Here is a 20,260-nt window from a genome sequence, read left to right on the forward strand (position 1 = left end):
ATGTAGCGGAGACGCGACTACGCTGACAGCTCGGCCGTGATCGCCGCGACGAACGCGTCGATGTCGTCTTCGGTGGTGTCGAACGACGCCATCCAGCGCACCTCGTTCGCGGCCGCGTCCCAGTCGTAGAACCGGAAGGACTCCCGCAGCGTGTCGGCCACGCCGTCGGGCAGCACCGCGAACACCGCGTTGGCGTCGGTCGGCTGGCTGAACGACAGGCCGCTGATGGTCCCAGCCGCGATCGACGCCTCGAGCGAGGCGCGCAAACGCGCCGCCATGGCGTTGGCGTGCCCGGCCGACCGCAGGTACAGGTCGTCGTCGAGCAGCGCTATCAGCTGCGCCGACACGAAGCGCATCTTCGACGCTAGCTGCATCGACAGCTTGCGCAGATAGACGAGACCGTCGGATGCCTCGGGGTCGAGCACCACCACGGCTTCGCCGTAGAGCAGTCCGTTCTTGGTTCCACCGAAGCTCAGGATGTCGACGCCTGCGTCGGTCGTGAACTCGCGCAGCGGAACCCCGAGCGCGGCGGCCGCGTTGGAGATACGCGCGCCGTCGAGGTGCACCTTCATGCCGAGGGAGTGCGCGTGATCGGTGATCGCGCGGATCTCGTCGACCGAGTAGAGCGTGCCGAGCTCGGTGGTGTTCGTGATGCTCACCGCGAGCGGCTGGGCGCGGTGCTCGTCGCCCCAGCCCCAGGCCTCGAGGTCGATGAGCTCCGGGGTGAGTTTTCCCTCCGGTGCATCCACAGACAGCAGTTTGAGGCCGCTCACCCGTTCGGGCGCCCCGCCCTCGTCGGTGTTGATGTGCGCGGTCTTGGCCGAGACGACGGCGCCCCAGCGCGGCAGCATCGAGGTGAGGGCGATCACGTTGGCGCCGGTGCCGTTGAAGACGGGGAACGCCTCGGCCTGGTCGCCGAAGTGGGACTTCATGACCTCCTGCAGCCGGGCGGTGTAGACGTCTTCGCCGTAGGCGATCTGATGGCCGCCGTTCGCGTCGGCGATTGCCGCGAGAACCTCGGGATGCACCCCCGCGTAGTTGTCGGAAGCGAAGCCGCGGGAGGACGTGTCGTGGAGTTGGGTCACGGTTCCATTGTCGCAGTACCGAAACGGCGATCGAGCTTGCCGAGATCCAGTTCTCGACAAGCTCGACCGGCGGTGGCTATGCCTTCAGCGCGTCCTTCAGCTTCACGGGCGCACCCATGCGCAGCAGCCCGTTCTCGTAGATGCGCGAGCCGACGAGGATGATCGCGACGGTCGACGCGAGCAGGATCACGAGCGAGAGCAGCGGCTCCCACCACTCGGCGAGCCCGAGGAACACCCGCAGCGGCATGCCGACCGGTGCGGAGAACGGCACGTACGACATGATCGCGAGCACGAGCGGGTTGTCGTAGAAGAAGATCACCAGGAAGTACGGCACCATCAGCAGCGTGGTGATCGGGGTGATGGTGACGTTCATGTCCTCCTGCCGGGAGACGAGCGCCCCCGCGGCCGCGAACATCGCCGCCAGCATCACGAACCCCGCCGCGAAGAACACGATGAACCAGACGATCGACGGTCCGATCTCGCCGAGCAGGATGTTCTGGCCCGTGGCGAGCAGCCCGATGCCGGCGAACAGGGCGATCAGCACGATCTGGCCGAAGGCGAGGAGGCTGCTGCCCACGATCTTGCCGGCGAGCAGCGCGCGCACGGGGATGGTGGCCATGAGGATCTCGACGATGCGGGTCTGCTTCTCCTCGACGACGCTCTGGGCGATCATCATCCCGAAGGTGAGGGCGGACGAGAGGAACAGCGCTCCGAACGCGATGGCGACCAGGTAGACGATGCCGGGATTCTGGTCGGAGGGCTCGAGGATCTCGATCTGCGGGGCGACGCTGAGGAGCGAGACCACCGAGCTCGGCTCCTCGTCGAGCCCGATCACGGTCAGGCCCACCGCACCCTCGGAGGGGACGACCGCCGCCTCGACCGACTCGTCGCGCACCAGCTCCTCCGCCTCCTCGACGGTGGCGGCCTCGGTCACATCGAACGCGTCGGTCGCCTCCACCGCGGTGACGGCCGAGCCGACGGCCGCGATCTTCGGCAGGGACTGGTTGGCGCCGAAGATGCTCATGGCCACGATCGAGCCGACGACGAGCAGGAGCAGGATGCCGGTGGAGACCAGGAACGACTTGCTGCGCAGCCGCATCCGGATCTCGCGCTCCGCCACCAGCCAGGTGGCCGGCAGCAGCGTCGGGGTGGTGTATCTGGTCACTGGATGACCTCCTTGAAGATCTGGGAGAGCGAGGGAACCTGGGGGGCGAAGCGTTCCACGGTGGAGGTGGCGACGGCGTGCTGCAGCACGCGCTGCGCGGTCGCCTCGGAGTCGACGTCGAACACCGCGTAGCCGCCGACGAAGTCGAGCACGGTGACACCGGGCTCGTCGCGCAACCAGCCGACGTCGCCGCCGACCTGCAGTTCGAACCGCGGCAGGGTGTGCTGGGCCCGGAGGCCCTCACGCGACCCGCTCGCCCGGATCTCGCCGTCGGCGATGACGACGAGGTCGTCGCAGAGCCGCTCGACGATGTCGAGCTGGTGGGACGAGAAGATCACGGGCGCACCGGTGGCGGCGAAGTCCTTGAGCACGTTCAGCACCACCTCGACCGCGATCGGGTCGAGGCCCGAGAACGGCTCGTCGAGCACGAGCACCTCGGGGTCGTGCACGAGGGCGGCGGCGATCTGCGCGCGCTGCTGGTTGCCAAGCGAGAGGGTCTCGACAGTGTCGTCCATGCGCTCGCCGAGGCCGAGACGTTCGAGCAGGCTCTCGGTGTTGCGCTTGGCTTGCGTCTGGCTCATGCCGTGCAGGCGTCCGAGGTAGACGATCTGCTCGGCGATCTTCATCTTGGGGTAGAGACCGCGTTCTTCGGGCATGTACCCGAACCGGGTGCGCTGGTCGGCGGTGACGGGTGCGCCGTCGAGCGTCACCGATCCGGAATCCGCGGCGAGCACACCGAGAATGACGCGCATGGTCGTCGTCTTGCCCGCGCCGTTGCCGCCGACGAAGCCGGTCATGCGGCCGCCGGCCACGGTGAATGACACGTCGCGCAGTACGCGGCGCTCGCCGAACGACCGGTTGATCGAGTGCAGTTCGAGCATGTGTACCTCCTTGTTCATAACTCACGTTACGGGCGGGACTCCGCCGAGGTATCCGTCTGCCGACGGGTTTAGCGCCTCATCCGCTCGGGGGAACCGTGCCTCCGCGAACGGCGAAACCGTTCTCGTAGGCGAAGACGACGGCCTGGATGCGGTCGCGCACGCCCAGCTTGGTGAGCACGTTCGAGACGTGGGTCTTCACCGTCGCCTCCCCCACGTAGAGCTCGATCGCGATCTCGGCGTTCGACCGGCCCAGGGCGATCTGCGCGAGCACCTCGGTCTCGCGGTCGGTCAACTCGGGCAGCGTCGCCCGCGCGGGAGCCGCTGGCGGTGCCGCCGTGCGGCCGAAGCGCTCGATGACCCGGCGGGTGACTGCCGGGGAGAGCAGCGCGTCTCCGCGGGCGAGGATCTGCACCGCCTCGACCAGGTTCTCCGGCGAGGCGGTCTTGAGCAGGAAGCCGCTCGCTCCCGCGCTCAACGCTTCGAACAGGTAGTCGTCGCGGTCGAACGTGGTGAGGATGAGCACCTGGCTGGCGACGGCATCGTCCGCGGCGATCACGCGAGTGGCCTGGAGGCCGTCCATGCCGGGCATCTGCACGTCCATGCAGACGACGTCGGGGTTAAGCTCACGAGCGAGACGTACGCCGTCTGCCCCGTTCGCCGCCTCGCCCACCACCTCGATTCCCGGCTCGCTGTTCAGGATGATGCGGAACCCCGCCCGCACGAGCTCCTGGTCGTCGACGAGCAGCACCGTGGTCACAGTGTCTCCTGCACGATCCGCGCGCGAACGAGGTAGCCGCCGCGCTGCTGGGGCCCGACCTCGAGCTTGCCGCCGACCGCCGCGAGCCGCTCGCGCATGCCGACGTGTCCGTGGCCGGTGCCCGCGAGGTTCAGGCCGCGGCCCACGCCGGTGTCGGCGACCTCGAGCTCGATGCCGTCGGGGAGGTAGCGCAGCCGCACGTCGACGGTGGCCCGCGCGCCCGCGTGCTTGCGCACGTTGGTGAGGGCCTCCTGCGTGACGCGGTAGACGGTGAAGCCGACGAGGGCGGTCACCGGTCGCGGCTCGCCGACGATCTGCAGGGTCGCCGGGACGCCGGCGGCGGTGCTCTCCTCGACGAGGTCGTCCAGCTGGTCGAGGCCGCGCGTCGAGGAGCTGGTCGACGCGTCATCCGAATCGCTGTCGCGAAGCGTGGTCAGAAGGCGGTGCAGTTCGTCGACGGCGGTGCGGGCGCTCTCCTCGATGGTCGAGAGAGAGGCGGATGCCTGGGCCGGGTCGGTCTGGATGACCCGCCGTGCAGCGCCCGCCTGGACGCCCATGACCGAGACGTGGTGGGCGACGACGTCGTGCAGCTCCCGGGCGATGCGTACGCGGTCGAGGGCGACGGCCTGCTGGGCGCTGCGCTCGCGTTCGGCGGCGAGCTCGGCCGTGCGGTCCTCGAGCTCGGCGCGCTCGCGGGCACTGCGGTAGGCGGTCGACCCGAAGTAGTAGGCGCCGCCGAAGTAGAGCAGGTTGGTGAGCACGTTGATCACGGCGAACGACGCGAAGGCGCTGAAGACGCCCGACCGGGAGTAGCCGGGCATACTGTTCGGATCGTCGACGGTGAGCACCAGCTGCACGCCTATCCAGACGAACATGCCGATGATGATCAGGATGCGGGTGACGGTGACGGTGGCGGCGAGGCGGTTGCGGCTCCAGGCGCCGACCGAGTAGATGGCGATGAACAGGCTGATGCTGCCGAAGAGCGCCTCCGGGACGCGCAGCGTGGGCGTCAGGAAGAAGGCGACCGACACGACGACCGCGACGACCTCGGGGTACCGGCGACGCCACGCGAGCGGCGCGGCGATCGCGATGATCATGATGGCGCTGACCCAGGCGGGCGCGGGGTGCAGCGTCGGCTCGGCGTCGAGGTCGAGGAAATAGCCCACGCGCGTGTAGAGCATCGCGCTCACCGTGGCGCCGACGGCGAGCAGTGCAGCGCCGATGGCGTCGCGGCGATAGCCCTCGCGGCCGGGTCGGGGCCGCAGCCAGTCGTCGGTCATGGGGTCAACGCTACCGAGAGGGTGCGCCTCCGACATCCGTCGCACGACGGAGCCGGTCTCGGCAGGCGTGAATCGGCGTCACTAGACTCAGCCATGCCCATTTCCGATCTCGAATCGAGAATCCTCGATTCCCTCGACGAGCAGACCCTCGTCGACAGTCTCGTCGCCCTCGTCCAGGTACCGAGCATCACGGGAACCGCGGCGGAGTCGCAGCTGCAGCACGATCAGGCGGACGCCCTCGGTCAGCTCGGCTTCGACGTCGACTCGTGGATGTTCGACCTCGACGGGCTCCGCGCCCACCCGGACCATCCGGGCGAGGAGGCGCCGCGCGAGGAGGGCTACGGTCTCGTCGCGACGCTGGGTGAGGGCACGCCCGCGCTCGTGCTCCAGGCGCACGTCGACGTCGTGCCGGTCGGCGATCTCGGCAAGTGGGTCGACCGGGATCCCTTCAGCGGCTCCATCGTCGACGGCGCGCTGCACGGGCGTGGCGCATGCGACATGAAAGCGGGCCTGGCTGCCAATCTCGCGGTCGCCCGCACCCTGGCCGCCTCGGGCGTCACGCTCGAGCGCGCGTTCGGCGTGCACTCCGTCGTGAGCGAGGAGGACGGCGGGCTCGGCGCGTTCGCCACGATGCTGCGCGGGCACACGGCCGACGCCGCGGTTCTCACCGAGCCGACGAGCGGGCGCATCATGGTCGCGAACGCCGGCGCGCTCACCTTCTGCATCTCGGTGCCGGGACGGGCGGCGCACGGGTCGACCAGGCTGGAGGGGGTCAGTGCGCTCGACGCCTTCCTGCCCGTCTATGCGAGCCTCCACGAGCTCGAGCGGGAACGCAACGCCGAGCGCGTACCGCTCTTCCTCGACACGGCGCTGCCGTACCCGATCTCCGTCGGGCGCGTCACGGCCGGCGACTGGGCGTCGAGCGTTCCCGACCTGCTCACCGCCGAGGGACGCCTGGGCGTGCAGCTCGGCGAGGAGCCGGAGGCGGCGCGCGCCGCACTCGAGCGGGCCGTCGCAGAGGCCTGCGCCGCCGACCCGTGGCTGCGCGACAACCCCGCCACCGTGAGCTGGCCCGGAGGTCAGTTCGCCAGCGGACGCATCCGAGACGGCCATCCGCTCATCGCCGAGGTCAGCGCATCGGTGACCGACCTGTCTGCCGGCGCCGCCCCGCGCCTGAGCGCCGCCCCGTACGGCAGCGACCTCAGGCTGTACTCGGGGCTCGGAGGCATCCCGGCGCTGCACTACGGTCCCGGAGACGTGCGGTTCGCGCACGCGCCCCGCGAGCAGGTCGACATCGCCGAGCTGCTCGCGGTGACGCGCTCGCTGGTGGTGCTCGCTGCCCGGAGGTGCGGCGCGCACTACTGAGCGGTGCTCAGGCGGTGATGCCCGCCGTCGACTCGATGACGCCCGTCATCTTCTTCGACAGCGCCTCGTAGAACATCGAGAGAGGGAACTCGTCGTCGAGCACGGCGTCGGTGAGCCCACGCGGCGGACCGTCGAGCGGCAGGTCGCGAACCGCCCAGCGGGAGGCGGGGTGTGGCGTGAGCGTCGAGGCGACCAGGTCGTATGCCGCGAGCCAGTGCGCGGCCTTCGGGCGGTCGATCGACTTCCAGTACAGGTCGTTGATCGCGTCGGAGAGGGCGATCACGACCTCGGGCACGTCGTCCCAGTCGATGGTGAGCGCGGTGTCCGTCCAGTGCAGCACGTGGTGCTGGTGCATCCACGCGAACAGCAGCTGCCCGCCCAGCCCGTCGTAGTTGCGCACGCGGCTGCCGGTGATCGCGAATCGGAAGATGCGATCGAAGATCACCGCGTACTGCACGAGCCGGGCGCGGTCCCGCGCGGTGTCGGTGGCGTCGTCCGAACGCGAGATGCGCACCGCCTCGCGGTAGGCCGTCAGGTCGCAGCGCAGCTCCTCGAGCGAGTAGAGGAAGAACGGCATGCGCTGCTTGATCATGAACGGATCGAACGGCAGGTCGCCCCGCATGTGGGTGCGGTCGTGGATGAGGTCCCACATCACGAAGGTCTGCTCGGTCAGCTGCTGGTCGTCGAGCAGGCGCTGGGCGTCGGCGGGCAGCTCGAGCTTCGTGATCTCGGATGCGGCCTCCACGACCCGGCGGAAGCGCGCGGCCTCCCGGTCGGCGAAAATCGCGCCCCAGGTGAAGGTGGGCACCTCGCGCATCGCGACGCTCTCGGGAAACAGCACAGCCGAGTTGGTGTCGTAGCCGGGTGTGAAGTCGAGAAAACGCACCGGCACGAACAGCTTGTTGGAGTACTCCCCCGCCTCGAGCTCCGACACGAACTCGGGCCAGATCACCTCGATCAGCACGGCCTCGACCAGTCGGCTCGTCGAGCCGTTCTGTGTGTACATGGGGAACACGACGAGGTGCTGCAGCCCGTCGATCCGGTCGAGCTGTGGTTGGAACGCCTGCAGCGAGTCGAGGAAGTCGGGCACCCCGAACCCGTCGGCCGCCCACCGCTCGAAGTCGACGGCGACCGCCTCGAGGTAGGCCGCGTCGTGCGGCAGCACCGTGCGGAAGCTCAGAACCCCGCGGGCGATGGCGGCGACGAGCTCGCGCGCCTCCGCGTGGTGCGCCTCGTCGGGGATGCTGCCGTCCTGCAGCTGCAAGGGCTGGATCGCGGATGCCGCGTCACGGATGCTCGTCCAGGCGGGGTTCTCGGCGAGCCGGTCGTCCTCCACGACCTCGGGTTCTCCGACGATGGATGTGGGCATCATGGTGTGGGACATGGGTGAACCTCCGATCCGCGTGAGTGTGCCGGGGCGCACGGATTCGGCGCCCGGATCCAGCCTATCCAGCACGCATTCGCGGTTGGTTGTGTCCGACGCGGGAAAGTTGCGCTCCCGGGCGCGCCAGACGCACGAAACCGCCGTTCTGCGCGAGCGGGTGGCGCGCCTACACTTCAAGCATGTCTACGGCGCGAGAAGTACAGGACGCGCTCGCCGCGGTGGCGAACCGCGACGACGCCCGCGATCTGCAGCGGTTCTTCAAGACCGGCAAGGGGCAGTACGGGGCCGGCGACGTGTTCATCGGCGTGAAGGTGCCCGAGATCCGGCGCATCGCGCAGGGCTTCGCCGATCTCTCGCCGGCCGACCTCAACGACCTGCTCGACAGCTCTGTGCACGAGCACCGGTTCGCCGCCCTGGCCATCATGGTCGGCCAGTTCGCGGCCGCCAGCAAGGCGGGCGACGAGGGGGAGCGCGAGCGACTCGTGCAGTTCTATCTCTCGGCCATGCGCCGTGGACGCATCAACAACTGGGACCTCGTCGACTCGTCGGCCGAGTACATCCTCGGGGAGTACCTCTTCGACAAGCCGCGCGACCAGCTTCCCCGGCTCGCGAAGAGCGGCGTGATCTGGCAGCGCCGCATCGCCATCATCGCGACCTTCGCGTTCATCAAGCGCGGCGACGCCTCCACGACACTCGAGGTCGCCGAGATCCTGCTGCCCGACCAGCACGACCTGATCCAGAAGGCCGTGGGGTGGATGCTCCGCGAGGTCGGCAAGAGAGTGGACCGCGATCTGCTGGTCGAGTTCATCACCACCCACGCGAAGGTGATGTCGCGGGTGACCCTGAACTATGCGACGGAGCACTTCGAGAACTCGGAGCGGGTGTACTACCGCTCGCTCTGACCTCCTGATCGAGCCAGTCGAGTTCCGTGCGCGATACTTGACAGGTGTCGGGGGTGTTGATCGGGTTCGCCATCATCGGCGTCGTGATCCTGATCGGATACGTCGTCGGTCGGGTCGGCGTGCTCGGCGAACACGCCCCGAAGGTCATGAGCCGGCTGGTCTTCTTCGTGCTCTCCCCCGCGCTGCTGTTCACCGTGCTCGCCGACGCCGACGTGCACACCCTGTTCTCGTCGATGCTCGCCGTGTCGGCGATCGCCGCCGTACTGTCGTGCCTGCTCTTCGCCGGGATCGCCCTGCTGGTCTTCCGGCGCGGCGTCCCCGAGACGGTCATCGGGTCGATATCGGCGGGCTACGTGAATGCGAACAACATCGGCATCCCGGTCGCCGTCTACGTGCTCGGCAACACCGCGTACTCGGCCCCGGTCATCCTGCTGCAGCTGCTCGTCCTCGCGCCGATCTCGCTCACGATCCTCGACATCTCGACGAGCGGGTCCGTCTCGATCGGCCGGGTCCTCATGCAGCCGATCCGCAACCCGCTCATCATCGCCTCGGCGCTCGGCGTGGTCGTCTCGGTCACCGAGCTCGAGATCCCGATGGCGGTGATGGAGCCCTTCCGCATCGTCGGAGCCGCGGCGGTGCCGCTCGTGCTCATCGCGTTCGGGATGTCGCTGCACGGCGACCGTCTGCTCGCGCCGGGTTCCGACCGCCGCGGCATCGTGGCGGCGAGCGCGATCAAGCTCGCCGTCATGCCGGTGATCGCCTGGGTGTTCGGCCGATTCGTGTTCGGCCTCGACCAGGAGCACCTGTTCGCCGTCGTCGTGCTGGCGGGACTGCCCACCGCGCAGAACGTCTTCGTCTTCGCGCAGCGCTACGAGCGGGGTGTTTCGCTGGCCCGCGACACGGTGCTGATCACCACCGTGGGCTCCGTTCCCGTGCTCGTGGCGGTGGCGGCCCTGCTGGCCTGAGCGAAGCCGCGCCGGTGCCGGGGCCGCCCGGCCCACGGAAGTCGTGCCCTTTTCGCGCGACGCAGACTATGGCGGCAGCGAGGCATCCACCCTCTGACCGGCAGTTTCTCGGGTGACGACGCGTCTCATGGACGTTTTTCAAGGATTTTTCGCCATCTGTACCCCGGTATGCGCGAGAAACGGCCCGAGTCTTAGCTAAAGTTGCGATGTGTCTGAAAACTCTCGTCCCCCAGTAGTGCAGGCGACGCGTGGCGACTAGCGCGACGGAAGAGCTAGCGGCCTGGAAGGCCGCCGCCGTCGCCCGAGGCTACTCGTACCAGTCGCACATCCGCGGTCCCCTGCTGCGTGGACTTCTGTTCCGCACCGGTGACAGCGTCGTCGCGACGTCGCTCGTCAGCGCACTCCAGGCGCGCACCCCCTTCTTCGCGGGCAGCGTCAACGGCCGCTACCCGACCGACGGCGGCGACCCGCTGAGCGTCGCAGCGTCGTTCCTCGCGATCCCCCTCGCCCGCAAGGTGCCCAACGTGGCACTGCTCGGCGACGGGGTCAACGTTCTGCGCAACGCCGGCATCGTGCTGCAGCCGCGCCAGAAGCTGCACGCCGACGACCACTTCGACGGCCCCTTCACGCTACACAGCCACGGCGGCTCCGAGCGCGAGGCGCTCGAGATCTTCACGCCCGAGTTCCTCAGCCTGCTCACCGAGACGACCGACGGCGCCGACGTCGAGCTCATCGACTCGTGGATGTTCGTCTACAGTCGCGCGGGCCGCTACGGCTCCGAAGAGGCTCTCGACGGCATCGAGCGCATCACCAAGCACGTGAAGGCTAACGTGCTTGCCTACATCGAGCCGACCAGCCCCGTGAGCGCGCCCGTCGCGCCGTCGGAGCCGACCGCGGTCGAGCTCGACACCGCCGCACTGCTGGCAGCACGCGAGGAACGCGAGGCGAGGGCGGGAGCCATCGCCACCGGCCGCCGCAGCCTCGACGCCCGCAACCGCGAGATCGGCCGGCTCGTGTCGGTCGCCATCGGCGGGATCGTCGTAGGCGCAGCCGGCTGGTGGTTCATCACCGACCTGCTGCCGACCCTCTAGGCCCGCTCGCTGCTCCACCGCCTAGGCGCGGAAGGTCTTCCCTCGCGGGTCGATGCCCCCCATTCGGGTGACAAAGAGGATAGTGTTCAGAAATGACCACCTCCGAGATTCCCGCGGTCGGCCGACCGCCCGAGGCCCCGCCGATGACCGAGCGGCTCGCGGAGTGGCGGTCGGTCGCTCTCGGGCGCGGATACTCGTTCTGGAACGAATGCGCGCCGACGTTCTTCTCCGGGCTGATGTTCCGCGAGGGCGAGGGCGTCACCGTGAACGCGGTGATCGACGCCTCGAACTCCTCGAGTCCCTACCTCGCCGGCAGCGTCAGCGGCCGCTACGGCGCGGCGGGCGTCGAGGTGACGACGGCGTTCGTGGCGATCCCGCTCGCCCGGTCGATGCCGAGCATCGTGCTCGTCAACGCCCGACGGGGCGCGCTGCGCGAGGCGCAGATCGGCATGGGCAGCCGTCAGATGCTGTCGCTCGAGGGCGACTTCGACCGGGCGTTCACGCTCTACTGCCCACTCGGCCACGACGCCCAGGCGCTCGCCGTGTTCACCCCGGCCATGATGCAGCTCTTCCTCGACTCTGCCCCGGCGTCAGACGTCGAGATCGTGGACGAATGGATGTTCATCTACGTGCGTGCCGACGGCTTCCTGCCGGCCGAGGCGCTCGAGCGCGTGGAACGGGTGGTGGGGCACGTGCACGAGACGATCGTCACGAGGGAGGCCCCTCCGGTCGAGGTGCATCCCGACGCGTTCGCGTCTCGACGTGTCGCGCCGATATTCGTCGGCGTGCAGGTGCTCGCCGTCGGTGCCTTCGCGGTGCTCGTCGCGGTGGCGATCGCGATGACCGTGGGCGGCGCGTAGGCTACGCGACGCGTCAGCCGACGGCGTCGGGGTGGGATCCGGTTCGCTCGCCGGTCTCGAGACCGGCGATCTCGGAGAGGTCGGCCGCATCCAGCTCGAAGTCGAAGACCCGCGAGTTCTCGCGGATGCGCTCGAGCGAGTTCGACTTGGGGATGACCAGGAGGCCGCGCTGCACATGCCAGCGGAGCACGATCTGGGCGCTCGACCGCTCGTGCTTGGCGGCGATCCGAGCGATCGTGGGGTCGTCGAGCACCCGCCCGCGGCCGAGGGGCGACCACGCCTCGGTCTGGATGCCGTTGGCCGCGTTGAAAGCGATGAGGGCGTCCTGCTGCAACCAGGGCTGAACCTCCACCTGGTTGACGACGGGCGTCTCGGTCGCCGAGTCGAGGAGGCGCTCGAGGTGGGCCTCGGTGAAGTTGCTGACGCCGATGGAGCGCACCCTGCCGTCGCTGTGCAGCGCCTCCAGGGCCCGCCAGGTATCGCGGTACCGGTCTTGCGCGGGTGCCGGCCAGTGGATCAGATACAGGTCGACGTAGTCCATGCCCAGCAGTCCGAGGCTCGTGTCGAACGCACGCAGGGTCTCGTCGTAGCCCTGGTCGTCGTTCCAGACCTTCGTGGTCACGAAGATCTCTTCTCGCGGGATGCCGGACGCCCGAACACCCGCGCCGACGCCCGCCTCGTTGTAGTACAGCTTCGCCGTGTCGACGCGACGGTAGCCCGCCGCGATTGCGCCCTCGACGAGCCCGGCCGCCGTCACGTCGTCGACCTTGTACACGCCGAGGCCCAGCTGCTGGATCTCGTTGCCGTCGGAGAGCGTGATGAGCGGGGAGAACGGGGGAGTGGTCATCCTCCCAGTATCGCCGCTGCTCCGCCGGGCGAGAGAAGATGGGGCAGGTGAAGAGGGGCAAGCTTTCGACCTTGAGCGGCCGCTTGAGCAGCAGAAGTTCGCCCCTTGGGCCGACGGGCGTGCGCGCCAGCGGCCAAGGGGCAAAGAATCGACGTTGAACGCGCGGCTGAACGTCGAAAGCTTGCCCCTCGGCTCGGGCTCGGGCTGGGCTGGGGCTGGGGTTGGGGCTGGGGCGGGGCGGGGGCGAGGCGGGGGCGGGTCAGGCCGAGCGGAGACGCTCGGCCACGAGCCGGTCGGCGGCCTCGACGGTCGTGACGCCGCTGGCCTCCGCCTCGTCGAAGACGAGAGCGAGCGTCTGCTCGATAGCGTCGATACGGGCGAGCACCGCCTCGTCGCCCGACTCCTCGTCGCCGAGACGGATGACGCCGCCCGCGTTCACCAGATAGTCGGGGGCGTAGAGGATGCCTCGGGCGCGCAACCGCATCTCGGCGCCCTGCTCGGCGAGCTGGTTGTTGGCGGGTCCGCAGATGGCGACCGCCGCGAGCTCCGCGATCACGTCGTCGGAGAGCATGCCGCCGACGCCGGCTGGCATAAAGACGTCTGCCGCGACCCGGTGCGCCTCGTCGGGGGCGACCCACGTCGCGCCGAGCTCGGCCGCGAACTGCGCCTTGGCCGGGTTGAAGTCGGTGACGGTGAGAACCGCGCCCTCGTCGGCCAGCCGCGCGGCGAGGCGAGACCCGACCTGACCGAGCCCGGCGACTGTGATGCGGCGGCCGGAGACCTGCGCGCTGCCGGTCGAGCGCCGCAGGGTCTCGCGCAGCCCCGCGTAGACGCCGCGCGCCGTGTACTCGGCGGGGTCGCCCTGGCCGCCCGCCTCTGTCGGCAGGCCGACGACGTGCGCCGTGCGCTCGGCGATGACGGCCATGTCGAGGGAGTTCGTGGCGACGTCCTCGGCCGTGCGGTAGCTGCCGCCGAGCGACTCGACGATGTCACCGAGGTCGAGGAAGGCGTCGCGGCGGGCCTGCCCGTCGAGCACGGTGCCCTCCGGCAACATGATGACCGCCTTGCCGCCGCCCGCGTCGAGCCCGGCGAGAGCGTTCTTGCTCGTCATGCCGCGGGAGAGGCGCAGGGCGTCGGCGAGACCGTCGGCCCAGGTCGGGTACGACCAGAGGCGGCAGCCGCCGAGGGCCGGGCCGAGGATCGTGCTGTGCACGGCGACGATGATGGAGAGACCGGAGCGCTCTCCCGTGGCCGCGATCACCTTCTCGTGGTCGAACGCGAGCGCGCCTTCTGACAGGGTTCGGACGGGGAGTACTGCGGTCATCGTTGTACCGTTTCTGTGCAGGGCGAAAGGCCGTGATGGGAGCAATTGCACCACCCGACGCGCTCGATGACAACAACAGTGAGAAATACTGGTCAAATCGATCAACTCCGGGCGCGTTTACCGGCATACACTGACCAGCATGACCGCTCTCGACGCGACCGATCGACGCATACTCCTCGCCCTCGACGACGACCCGAGGGCGACCGTGCAGCTGCTCGCCCTGCGCCTCGGCTTGGCGCGCGGCACGGTGCACGCCCGACTGGAGCGGATGGCGCGCGACGAAGTGATGCGGAAGAACTCGATCCGCCTCTCGGCGCCGTCCCTCGGCTACCCGATGCGCGCCTTCGTGACCGCCGAGGTCGACCAGGACCAGTTCGAGGAGATGATGACCGACATGGCGGGGATCGCCGAGGTGGTGGAGTGTGTCGGGCTGGCGGGGGAGAACGACCTCATGATCCAGATCGTCGCGCGCGACGCCGACCATGTCTACGACATCACCAAGCGCATCAAGGGCTGCCGGGGGATCAACCGCACGGCGACGTCGATCGTGCTGCGGGAGCTGCTCGCCTACCGGTACGAGCACCTGCTGCTCGAGTAGGGGGGCGTCAGAAGATCATCGGGCGGTCGTCGTCCTCGCCGTCGACGTCGTCGAGCTCGACGAGCACCGGCACGTGGTCGCTCGGCGCCTCGCCCTTGCGCTCGTCGCGGTGGATGCTCGCCGCGGTCACAAGGTCTGCGAACGACTGCGACCCGAGGATGAAGTCGATGCGCAGGCCCTCGTTGCGCGGGAAGCGCAGCTGCTTGTAGTCCCAGTAGGTGTAGCCCGTCGGAACGAACGGACGCACGGTGTCGACGAGCCCGATGTCGCCGAACGCCGCGAAGGCCGCTCGCTCCTCGGGGGAGACGTGCGTCGACACCCCGACGACGATGGTCGGGTCGCCGTTGTCCTCGTCGGTCGGGATGATGTTGAAGTCTCCCATCAGCGCGATCGGAGCGCCGTCATTGGCCGCGATCCAGCGCTGCGTCTCGTCGCGCAGACGGGCCAGCCAGTCGAGCTTGTAGACGAGGTGGGGGTCGTCGAGCGAGCGTCCGTTCGGCACGTAGAGGCTCCACAGGCGCATACCCGCCACCGTCACGCCGATCGCCCGCGCCTCGATCGGCTGGTCCGGCCCCTCGGCGCCCTTGAGGAAGCCGGGCTGACCGTCGAAGTGGGTGGCTACGTCGGTCATCGGCAGCCGCGACGCGAAGGCCACTCCGTTCCACTGACTGAGTCCGGTGAGCTGCACGTCGTAGCCGGCCTCGGCGAACTTCTCGTACGGAAACTGCTCGGGCTTGCACTTGATCTCCTGCATCGCCAGCACGTCGACGTCTTCGCGGACGAGCCAGTCGACCGTCCGGTCGACGCGGGCACGGATCGAGTTCACATTCCAGGTGGCTACGCGCATGCTTCAACGCTACCGTTCGCCCGCGGCCGACAGGCTCAGTAGTCTTTACCGTGTGACTGACGCGCGTACCCAACTGATCGAGTTCATCAAGGCCGACGCCGTTTTCCACGGCGACTTCACGCTCACCAGCGGCAAGAAGGCGACGTACTACGTCGACATGCGGCGCGTGAGCCTCGACCACCGCGTCGCTCCGCTCATCGGCCAGGTGATGGTCGACTTGATTTCAGAGATTCCGGATGTCTCGGCCGTCGGGGGCCTCACCATGGGAGCCGACCCCATCGCATCCGCCGTCATGCACCAGGGAATCGCCATGGGGCACAGCTATGACTCCTTCGTGGTGCGCAAGGAGCCGAAGGACCACGGCCGCGGCCGCCAGGTCGAGGGTCCGGACCTCGAGGGCAAGCGCGTCGTCGTGCTCGAAGACACCTCCACTACGGGCGGCTCGCCGCTCAAGGCGATCGAGGCACTGCTGAAGGTCGGCGCGATCATCGCCGGCGTGGCAGTGGTCGTCGACCGCAACACCGGCGCGCGCGAGATCATCGAGGCCGCCGGATACCCGTACTTCTACGCCATCGGCCTCGGCGACCTCGGACTCGAATGAGCGACGACAAGACCCCTCCGGGTGGCGGTTTCACCTGGGGGCTGACCCCCGGCGGAGAGCCGGAGGAGCCGAAGACCCCCGCCGAGCCGGAACCGGCGGAGTCGCAGCCGGCCGAGGGCGACCAGCCGAAGCCGCCCCTCGACCTCGGGCACTTCCTCGCGCTCAACCAGGACGAGATGATCGCGGCGGCCACCGAGCAGACCGCTCCCGCCGAGCAGGCACCTCCCGCCGAGCCGACGCCTGCCGCCGAGGCATCCGCCTCCTCCTTCGACGACGAAGGGGAGCCGACGGCCGCCTTCGACTTCCGGGCGCCACCCCCGCCCCCGGTCGACCCCATCCAGGCGCCCGTCTACCACGAGGGCCGCGCGCTGCCGTGGGAGCAGCCGCCCGCGGTCGACGCCTCCCTCGACGGTGCGACGGAGGCGCTCGGAGCCGAGTTCGTCGGCCTCGAGAGCCCGGCCGACGAGTCGGCGCCGACCTCGGCCATCGACAGCCTGTTCGGCGACGAGAAGTTCCAGGAGTACCAGCCGGTCGCGGCGTCGGCGCTCGTGCCGTTCGTGTCGCGCGAGCTGTTTCCCGTGCCCGGCCCAGACGCGGCGAGCGGTGACACACCGCCCCGTGGTCCGCTGCCGAAGAGCCAGAAGGTCCTGATGTGGGTCGCCGGCGGCCTGGTCGCCGCCCTCGCCCTCGCCGGACTGTTCTTCGTCGGCACCCGCATCGGCGACTCCATGCCCGCCGCGGTCGTCACTCCGACGCCCACGACGACCCCGACGGCGACCCCGGAGGCGCCGGTCGCGCCGGTCGTCGCGATCGGCCCCGTCGCCCCCGGCGTCTACGAGTGGAAGGACCTGCTCGGCACCGAGTGCGTCGACCCCTACGTGTCTGCGTGGGAGAAGGAGTACACGGTCGTCGACTGTCTCTCGCCGCACGGCGGACAGCTGGCCTACCGCGGCCGGTTCGACGACTCCGCCCTCGACCCGTTTCCCGGCGTCGAGGCGCTGCAGGCCCGCATGAACCTGCTCTGCGCCAGCCAGGAGAACATCGACTATGCCGCCGCCAGCCAGTTCGCCGACATCCAGATCGCGGCGAGCTACGCCGGCACCGAAGACGACTGGAAGAGCGGGAACCGCAACTACTACTGCTTCGTCAGCCGGTCGTCCGGCGAACCCCTCACGGTGAGCGTCGCGATGCCCGCCAGGGCGCCCGTCGTGATCCCCGTCGTCCCAGCCCCCGAGCCGTAGAAGGCGGGCCGCAGTGTTCTCCATCGTCACCCAGACCCTGCGGCTCGTCGCCGCCCGCTGGCCGGTGCTTCTGGCGTGGTATCTGGCCGGCTGGCTCGGGCGTTACCTGCTGATCGAGGTGGCCGCGACCTTCGGCGCGACCAACGCCCTCGTCGGCCTTCTGATCATGCCGCTCGCCGTGCTGGCGCGGCTCGCGAGCTTCATCGGTATGTTCCTCGTGCTGCGCAGCGCGATGCCCTCGTTCAGCGACCTGAAGGAACGCGGTCTCGACGACGTCGACCGCACGACAGACCCGCGCGGCCGGGCGTCGCGCGTGTACGACATCTTCCTCGTCAGCATCCTCCCTTTCTTCGCCTTCTACGCCGCCTGGCAGTTTCTCGGGCAGGACACGATCGCCTACGCGACGTCGGCGCTCGGCAAGATCAACCCCTTCGCGGAGGACTACGAGCCGGGAGGGGCGGTCTTCGACCTACGATTCGACTGGGTCTCCGGCACCGTCATCGTGCTCGCCTTCACCGGCCGGTATCTGATCAAGAAATACCAGGCGCGACTGCCGAAGTGGGCGCCGATCGTCGCCGTGTACCTCGAGGCCGTGTGGGTCTACCTCACCGTGTTCCTCATCAGCAGCTCGCGCGCCGAGGTCGAGGGCTGGATCTCGTCGCGTGCCGCCGTCGAGTGGTACTCCGGCCTGCGGGCGGACATCGCCTCGGCGGTGGCCCCGATCGGCTGGGCCTGGAGCGGCATCGAGTGGATCGTCGCCGAGGCGGGCGGCCTGCTGCTGCTGCCGCTTGCCTGGCTCGCGCTCGCCGGCATCGTCTACGGTCGCGCGCTCGCCGCCGAACCGGTGGCGCTACGACCGCGCGGGCGCTACTACGACTCCGCGCGGTCGCGTTACGCCGCTCTGCCCACTGCGGTGACCCGGCGCTTCACCGACATCGGCAGCGACTTCCTGGGGCGGTTCCGGCCGCTCGGCAACGCCCTCGTGCTGATCTGGCGCGCCGGCGTCGTGCCGATGGGCGTCTTCGTGCTGGCCTACACGCTGCTCGAGGCAGCCACCGACTGGGGCTTCATCGCCGCCGTGCAGCTCATCGGCGCCCACGACCTGCAGTCCTGGTGGATGAACGTCGACAAGGTGCTCGGCTTCGGCATCGACGCGCTGATCGAGCCGCTGCGCATCTGCCTCATCGCCGCCGGGTACGACTTCTGCCTGCGCAAACTCGAGGAGCGGCGCGAGTCGGCTGCCGCGGTGGTCGCCGACGAGACCGCTACAGCCTGAGCCTCAGGTACTCGGGCAGCTCGCCGACGACCGTGACCGCGAGCGCCAGCTCGTCGCCGGCGTCGGCCGGCACGACGAAAATCGTCTCGAGCAGGTACGGCTCGGTGTTCGACGCCGTGCAGATGCTCTCGGCCCCGTCGGCGGTGTCGAACGAGATCGGCTCAGACAGGGCGTCGCCCCAGCCGCGGGTCACCGTGCCGCCGTCGAGCTCCTCGAGGTCGAGCAGGCAGCGGGGCGACTCGCCGTTCGAGTCGAGCTCGCCGGGGGTCACGCGCACGGACACGACGACGAGCTCGCTGCCCGCGGGCAGTCCGATCTCATCGCCCTCCGTGCTGGTCGCCGGGATGCGCTCGGTCTTCTCGACCGCCCAGCCCGTCGCAGCGAAAGCTCCCTCGTCTCCGGGCGCGACGTCGACGGGAATGCTCGGCCGCTGTCCGAAATAGGCCGTCCACTCGTTCGCGAAGGTGATCCCCACCGTGGCGGGCAGCAGGATCGCGACGGCGACGAGGCCGACCCGGTTGCTGCGCAGCCACGCCTTCATCGCGCACCCCAGACGGGACGGTCGGTCTCGACAACCTCGTCGACGTCGAGCGCCCTCAGGTCGACGGGGATCACGAGCAGCGAGTCGACGCGCGGGTCGGGGTCGAGGGCCAGCTGCAGTTCGGCGTTCGCGGCGGCCGGGCTCGAGACCACGTCGAGCGGCAGCTCGAACATGAGCGGCCCGGTCCAGGCGATGCCGACGGTCATGCCTCGCTCGGCGATCGAGCCGTCGCCGGGCCGGGTGGATGCGCTGAAGGTCGTCTCTCCCACACGCAACCGCGCGTACCCGAGTGTCGGGTCGAGCCCGTCGACCCGCGCCTCGACGCTCGCGTCGACCACGACCCACACTCCCGCGGTGCCGCCCGCCCAGCCGTTCGATGCCTCGACGGAGCGGGCCACGCGTACCGCGTCGACCGTGGCGAGGATGTTTCGGCCCGCGACGGGTTCGCCGAGCTCGCCGCGTACCGCGATCGGGGCCTGCTTATCGGCGATGCTCGGGGTGGAGTGCGCGACGAAGCCCGCGATCACGAGGATCACCACGAGACCCGCCCCGTTGGCGACGTGGCGCCAGTTCATCGTCGTCCGGGTCATCCGTCGCTCCCCGCTCCCAGGTCGTCGATCGTGAAGTCGAGGTATCCGGCGACGAAATCGTCGGAGAACCTGTCGCCGAAGTAGACGGTGGCCTCGCCCTGGTAGGTGCGGTCGAGCAGGTCGACCCGCAGCTCGTCGCCGCCGGAGAGCTCGTCCGCCGCCACCTCCCAGACGAATGCGACCTCGACTGGCACCCCGGGCTGCACGGTGGAGACGGTGCTGCCGTCGTCGAAGACGAGGACCGCGGTCGGTGCGCTCGACTCGGCCGCGAGGTCGACGTCGACGGGCAGCATCGTGTCGGCGTCCCCTGTCAGCGTCGCGAGGCGCAGCGGATCGTTCGACGTGTTCTCGACGGTCGCGACCACTACCAGCAGGCGGTTGCCGTCGGCCGGCATCACCCCCTGCTCGGGGAAGCCGTCGATGAGGGCCGCCCGCTCGGCGGTGACCGTGAGCCGCTCGCCCGCAAACGGCTGCCCCGCCTCGACCTGCGGAATCGGCGTCGGCGCAACGTCGTCGAGGCCGCCGAGCACGGCGGAGAGGCCGAGCAGCACGGCGCTGATGCCCGTGATGAGCCACTTGGTCGGCAGACGGTCGTAGAGCACGCGGGCACGCTCCCGCCAGGAGCTCAGCGGCTGCGGCGGGGTCGATGTCACCTCGTGG

21 protein-coding genes are annotated in these 20,260 nt (G+C 69.4%); 9 read left to right on the forward strand and 12 right to left on the reverse strand.

What is annotated here, in order from left to right:
• Positions 1-17: 17 nt before the first annotated feature.
• From ABIE21_RS16970 to ABIE21_RS16990, 5 genes are all read right to left on the reverse strand, one after another.
• Positions 18-1,085 (reverse strand): threonine aldolase family protein, encoded by a 1,068-nt coding sequence (locus ABIE21_RS16970; RefSeq protein ID WP_354026032.1) that lies wholly within the window; start codon positions 1,083-1,085, stop codon positions 18-20.
• 76 nt (positions 1,086-1,161) lie between these two features.
• Positions 1,162-2,250, reverse strand: coding sequence for an ABC transporter permease (locus ABIE21_RS16975; RefSeq protein WP_354026033.1), 1,089 nt, complete (start codon positions 2,248-2,250; stop codon positions 1,162-1,164).
• The gene (locus ABIE21_RS16980) at positions 2,247-3,131 is read right to left on the reverse strand and encodes an ABC transporter ATP-binding protein (RefSeq protein WP_354026034.1); all 885 of its coding nucleotides are present in this window, start codon (positions 3,129-3,131) and stop codon (positions 2,247-2,249) included. Before ABIE21_RS16980 ends, ABIE21_RS16975 begins: the two co-directional genes overlap by 4 nt.
• A gap of 76 nt (positions 3,132-3,207) precedes the next feature.
• A complete protein-coding gene (locus tag ABIE21_RS16985; protein WP_354026035.1) occupies positions 3,208-3,888 on the reverse strand; it encodes a response regulator transcription factor in 681 nt (226 codons plus the stop codon).
• Positions 3,885-5,168 carry a sensor histidine kinase gene (locus ABIE21_RS16990; protein WP_354026036.1) on the reverse strand — a complete coding sequence of 428 codons (1,284 nt, stop codon included), beginning with the start codon at positions 5,166-5,168 and terminating at the stop codon, positions 3,885-3,887. Before ABIE21_RS16990 ends, ABIE21_RS16985 begins: the two co-directional genes overlap by 4 nt.
• A gap of 93 nt (positions 5,169-5,261) precedes the next feature.
• Here ABIE21_RS16990 and ABIE21_RS16995 point away from each other — a divergent pair, with 93 nt between their 5' ends.
• The gene (locus ABIE21_RS16995; protein WP_354026037.1) at positions 5,262-6,533 is read left to right on the forward strand and encodes an ArgE/DapE family deacylase; all 1,272 of its coding nucleotides are present in this window, start codon (positions 5,262-5,264) and stop codon (positions 6,531-6,533) included.
• Between the two features lie 7 nt (positions 6,534-6,540).
• Here ABIE21_RS16995 and ABIE21_RS17000 read toward each other — a convergent pair whose 3' ends face one another.
• On the reverse strand, positions 6,541-7,917 hold the full coding sequence (locus ABIE21_RS17000; protein ID WP_436232359.1) for a DUF6421 family protein: 1,377 nt from the start codon (positions 7,915-7,917) through the stop codon (positions 6,541-6,543).
• Positions 7,918-8,096: 179 nt separating this feature from the next.
• On the opposite strand from ABIE21_RS17000, the gene ABIE21_RS17005 reads away from it, so the two are divergent.
• From ABIE21_RS17005 to ABIE21_RS17020, 4 genes are all read left to right on the forward strand, one after another.
• The gene (locus tag ABIE21_RS17005) at positions 8,097-8,819 is read left to right on the forward strand and encodes a DNA alkylation repair protein (RefSeq protein WP_354026038.1); all 723 of its coding nucleotides are present in this window, start codon (positions 8,097-8,099) and stop codon (positions 8,817-8,819) included.
• Positions 8,820-8,863: 44 nt separating this feature from the next.
• On the forward strand, positions 8,864-9,784 hold the full coding sequence (locus tag ABIE21_RS17010) for an AEC family transporter (protein WP_354026039.1): 921 nt from the start codon (positions 8,864-8,866) through the stop codon (positions 9,782-9,784).
• A gap of 248 nt (positions 9,785-10,032) precedes the next feature.
• Entirely contained in the window at positions 10,033-10,875 is an 843-nt protein-coding gene (locus ABIE21_RS17015) for a hypothetical protein (RefSeq protein ID WP_354026040.1), read from the forward strand.
• Between the two features lie 92 nt (positions 10,876-10,967).
• Positions 10,968-11,735: a hypothetical protein gene (locus ABIE21_RS17020; RefSeq protein ID WP_354026041.1), complete on the forward strand. Its 768-nt coding sequence runs from the start codon at positions 10,968-10,970 to the stop codon at positions 11,733-11,735.
• A 13-nt stretch (positions 11,736-11,748) separates the two neighbouring features.
• On the opposite strand, the gene ABIE21_RS17025 is transcribed toward ABIE21_RS17020, so the two are convergent.
• Complete coding sequence (locus ABIE21_RS17025) at positions 11,749-12,582, reverse strand: aldo/keto reductase (protein WP_354026042.1); 834 nt, start codon at positions 12,580-12,582, stop codon at positions 11,749-11,751.
• A gap of 259 nt (positions 12,583-12,841) precedes the next feature.
• Entirely contained in the window at positions 12,842-13,906 is a 1,065-nt protein-coding gene (locus tag ABIE21_RS17030) for a Glu/Leu/Phe/Val dehydrogenase family protein (protein ID WP_354026043.1), read from the reverse strand.
• Positions 13,907-14,045: 139 nt separating this feature from the next.
• Here ABIE21_RS17030 and ABIE21_RS17035 point away from each other — a divergent pair, with 139 nt between their 5' ends.
• Positions 14,046-14,504 (forward strand): Lrp/AsnC family transcriptional regulator, encoded by a 459-nt coding sequence (locus tag ABIE21_RS17035; RefSeq protein WP_354026044.1) that lies wholly within the window; start codon positions 14,046-14,048, stop codon positions 14,502-14,504.
• Positions 14,505-14,511: 7 nt separating this feature from the next.
• On the opposite strand, the gene ABIE21_RS17040 is transcribed toward ABIE21_RS17035, so the two are convergent.
• Positions 14,512-15,351 carry an exodeoxyribonuclease III gene (locus tag ABIE21_RS17040; protein WP_354026045.1) on the reverse strand — a complete coding sequence of 280 codons (840 nt, stop codon included), beginning with the start codon at positions 15,349-15,351 and terminating at the stop codon, positions 14,512-14,514.
• A 52-nt stretch (positions 15,352-15,403) separates the two neighbouring features.
• On the opposite strand from ABIE21_RS17040, the gene pyrE reads away from it, so the two are divergent.
• From pyrE to ABIE21_RS17055, 3 genes are read left to right on the forward strand one after another with little or no spacing between them, the layout of a single operon-like run.
• Positions 15,404-15,952: an orotate phosphoribosyltransferase gene (gene pyrE / locus ABIE21_RS17045; protein WP_354026046.1), complete on the forward strand. Its 549-nt coding sequence runs from the start codon at positions 15,404-15,406 to the stop codon at positions 15,950-15,952.
• Positions 15,949-17,193, forward strand: coding sequence for a hypothetical protein (locus ABIE21_RS17050; protein WP_354026047.1), 1,245 nt, complete (start codon positions 15,949-15,951; stop codon positions 17,191-17,193). The genes pyrE and ABIE21_RS17050 overlap by 4 nt, the downstream gene beginning before the upstream one ends.
• A gap of 13 nt (positions 17,194-17,206) precedes the next feature.
• Positions 17,207-18,469: a hypothetical protein gene (locus ABIE21_RS17055; RefSeq protein ID WP_354026048.1), complete on the forward strand. Its 1,263-nt coding sequence runs from the start codon at positions 17,207-17,209 to the stop codon at positions 18,467-18,469.
• On the opposite strand, the gene ABIE21_RS17060 is transcribed toward ABIE21_RS17055, so the two are convergent.
• The 3 genes from ABIE21_RS17060 to ABIE21_RS17070 are packed head-to-tail and all read right to left on the reverse strand — an operon-like array spanning position 18,459 to position 20,253.
• Complete coding sequence (locus ABIE21_RS17060; RefSeq protein ID WP_354026049.1) at positions 18,459-19,010, reverse strand: hypothetical protein; 552 nt, start codon at positions 19,008-19,010, stop codon at positions 18,459-18,461. The two genes, ABIE21_RS17055 and ABIE21_RS17060, sit on opposite strands and share 11 nt — an antisense overlap.
• The gene (locus ABIE21_RS17065) at positions 19,007-19,600 is read right to left on the reverse strand and encodes a hypothetical protein (RefSeq protein ID WP_354026050.1); all 594 of its coding nucleotides are present in this window, start codon (positions 19,598-19,600) and stop codon (positions 19,007-19,009) included. Before ABIE21_RS17065 ends, ABIE21_RS17060 begins: the two co-directional genes overlap by 4 nt.
• A complete protein-coding gene (locus ABIE21_RS17070) occupies positions 19,597-20,253 on the reverse strand; it encodes a hypothetical protein (protein ID WP_354026051.1) in 657 nt (218 codons plus the stop codon). The genes ABIE21_RS17065 and ABIE21_RS17070 overlap by 4 nt, the downstream gene beginning before the upstream one ends.
• Positions 20,254-20,260 lie beyond the last annotated feature (7 nt).

This window comes from Conyzicola nivalis (assembly GCF_040548875.1).
In the GTDB taxonomy this organism is placed as follows: domain Bacteria; phylum Actinomycetota; class Actinomycetes; order Actinomycetales; family Microbacteriaceae; genus Conyzicola; species Conyzicola nivalis_A.

What these genes read in the sequence shown, in the direction of transcription:
- ABIE21_RS17050 (WP_354026047.1), top strand. Translation starts at nt 15,949, where the DNA reads ATGAGCGACGACAAGACCCCTCCGGGTGGCGGTTTCACCTGGGGGCTG.
- ABIE21_RS16980 (WP_354026034.1), bottom strand. Translation starts at nt 3,131, where the DNA reads ATGCTCGAACTGCACTCGATCAACCGGTCGTTCGGCGAGCGCCGCGTA.
- ABIE21_RS17035 (WP_354026044.1), top strand. Translation starts at nt 14,046, where the DNA reads ATGACCGCTCTCGACGCGACCGATCGACGCATACTCCTCGCCCTCGAC.
- ABIE21_RS17030 (WP_354026043.1), bottom strand. Translation starts at nt 13,906, where the DNA reads ATGACCGCAGTACTCCCCGTCCGAACCCTGTCAGAAGGCGCGCTCGCG.
- ABIE21_RS16990 (WP_354026036.1), bottom strand. Translation starts at nt 5,168, where the DNA reads ATGACCGACGACTGGCTGCGGCCCCGACCCGGCCGCGAGGGCTATCGC.
- ABIE21_RS17020 (WP_354026041.1), top strand. Translation starts at nt 10,968, where the DNA reads ATGACCACCTCCGAGATTCCCGCGGTCGGCCGACCGCCCGAGGCCCCG.
- ABIE21_RS17025 (WP_354026042.1), bottom strand. Translation starts at nt 12,582, where the DNA reads ATGACCACTCCCCCGTTCTCCCCGCTCATCACGCTCTCCGACGGCAAC.
- ABIE21_RS17005 (WP_354026038.1), top strand. Translation starts at nt 8,097, where the DNA reads ATGTCTACGGCGCGAGAAGTACAGGACGCGCTCGCCGCGGTGGCGAAC.
- ABIE21_RS17040 (WP_354026045.1), bottom strand. Translation starts at nt 15,351, where the DNA reads ATGCGCGTAGCCACCTGGAATGTGAACTCGATCCGTGCCCGCGTCGAC.
- ABIE21_RS17060 (WP_354026049.1), bottom strand. Translation starts at nt 19,010, where the DNA reads ATGAAGGCGTGGCTGCGCAGCAACCGGGTCGGCCTCGTCGCCGTCGCG.
- ABIE21_RS17000 (WP_436232359.1), bottom strand. Translation starts at nt 7,917, where the DNA reads ATGTCCCACACCATGATGCCCACATCCATCGTCGGAGAACCCGAGGTC.
- ABIE21_RS16995 (WP_354026037.1), top strand. Translation starts at nt 5,262, where the DNA reads ATGCCCATTTCCGATCTCGAATCGAGAATCCTCGATTCCCTCGACGAG.
- ABIE21_RS17065 (WP_354026050.1), bottom strand. Translation starts at nt 19,600, where the DNA reads ATGACCCGGACGACGATGAACTGGCGCCACGTCGCCAACGGGGCGGGT.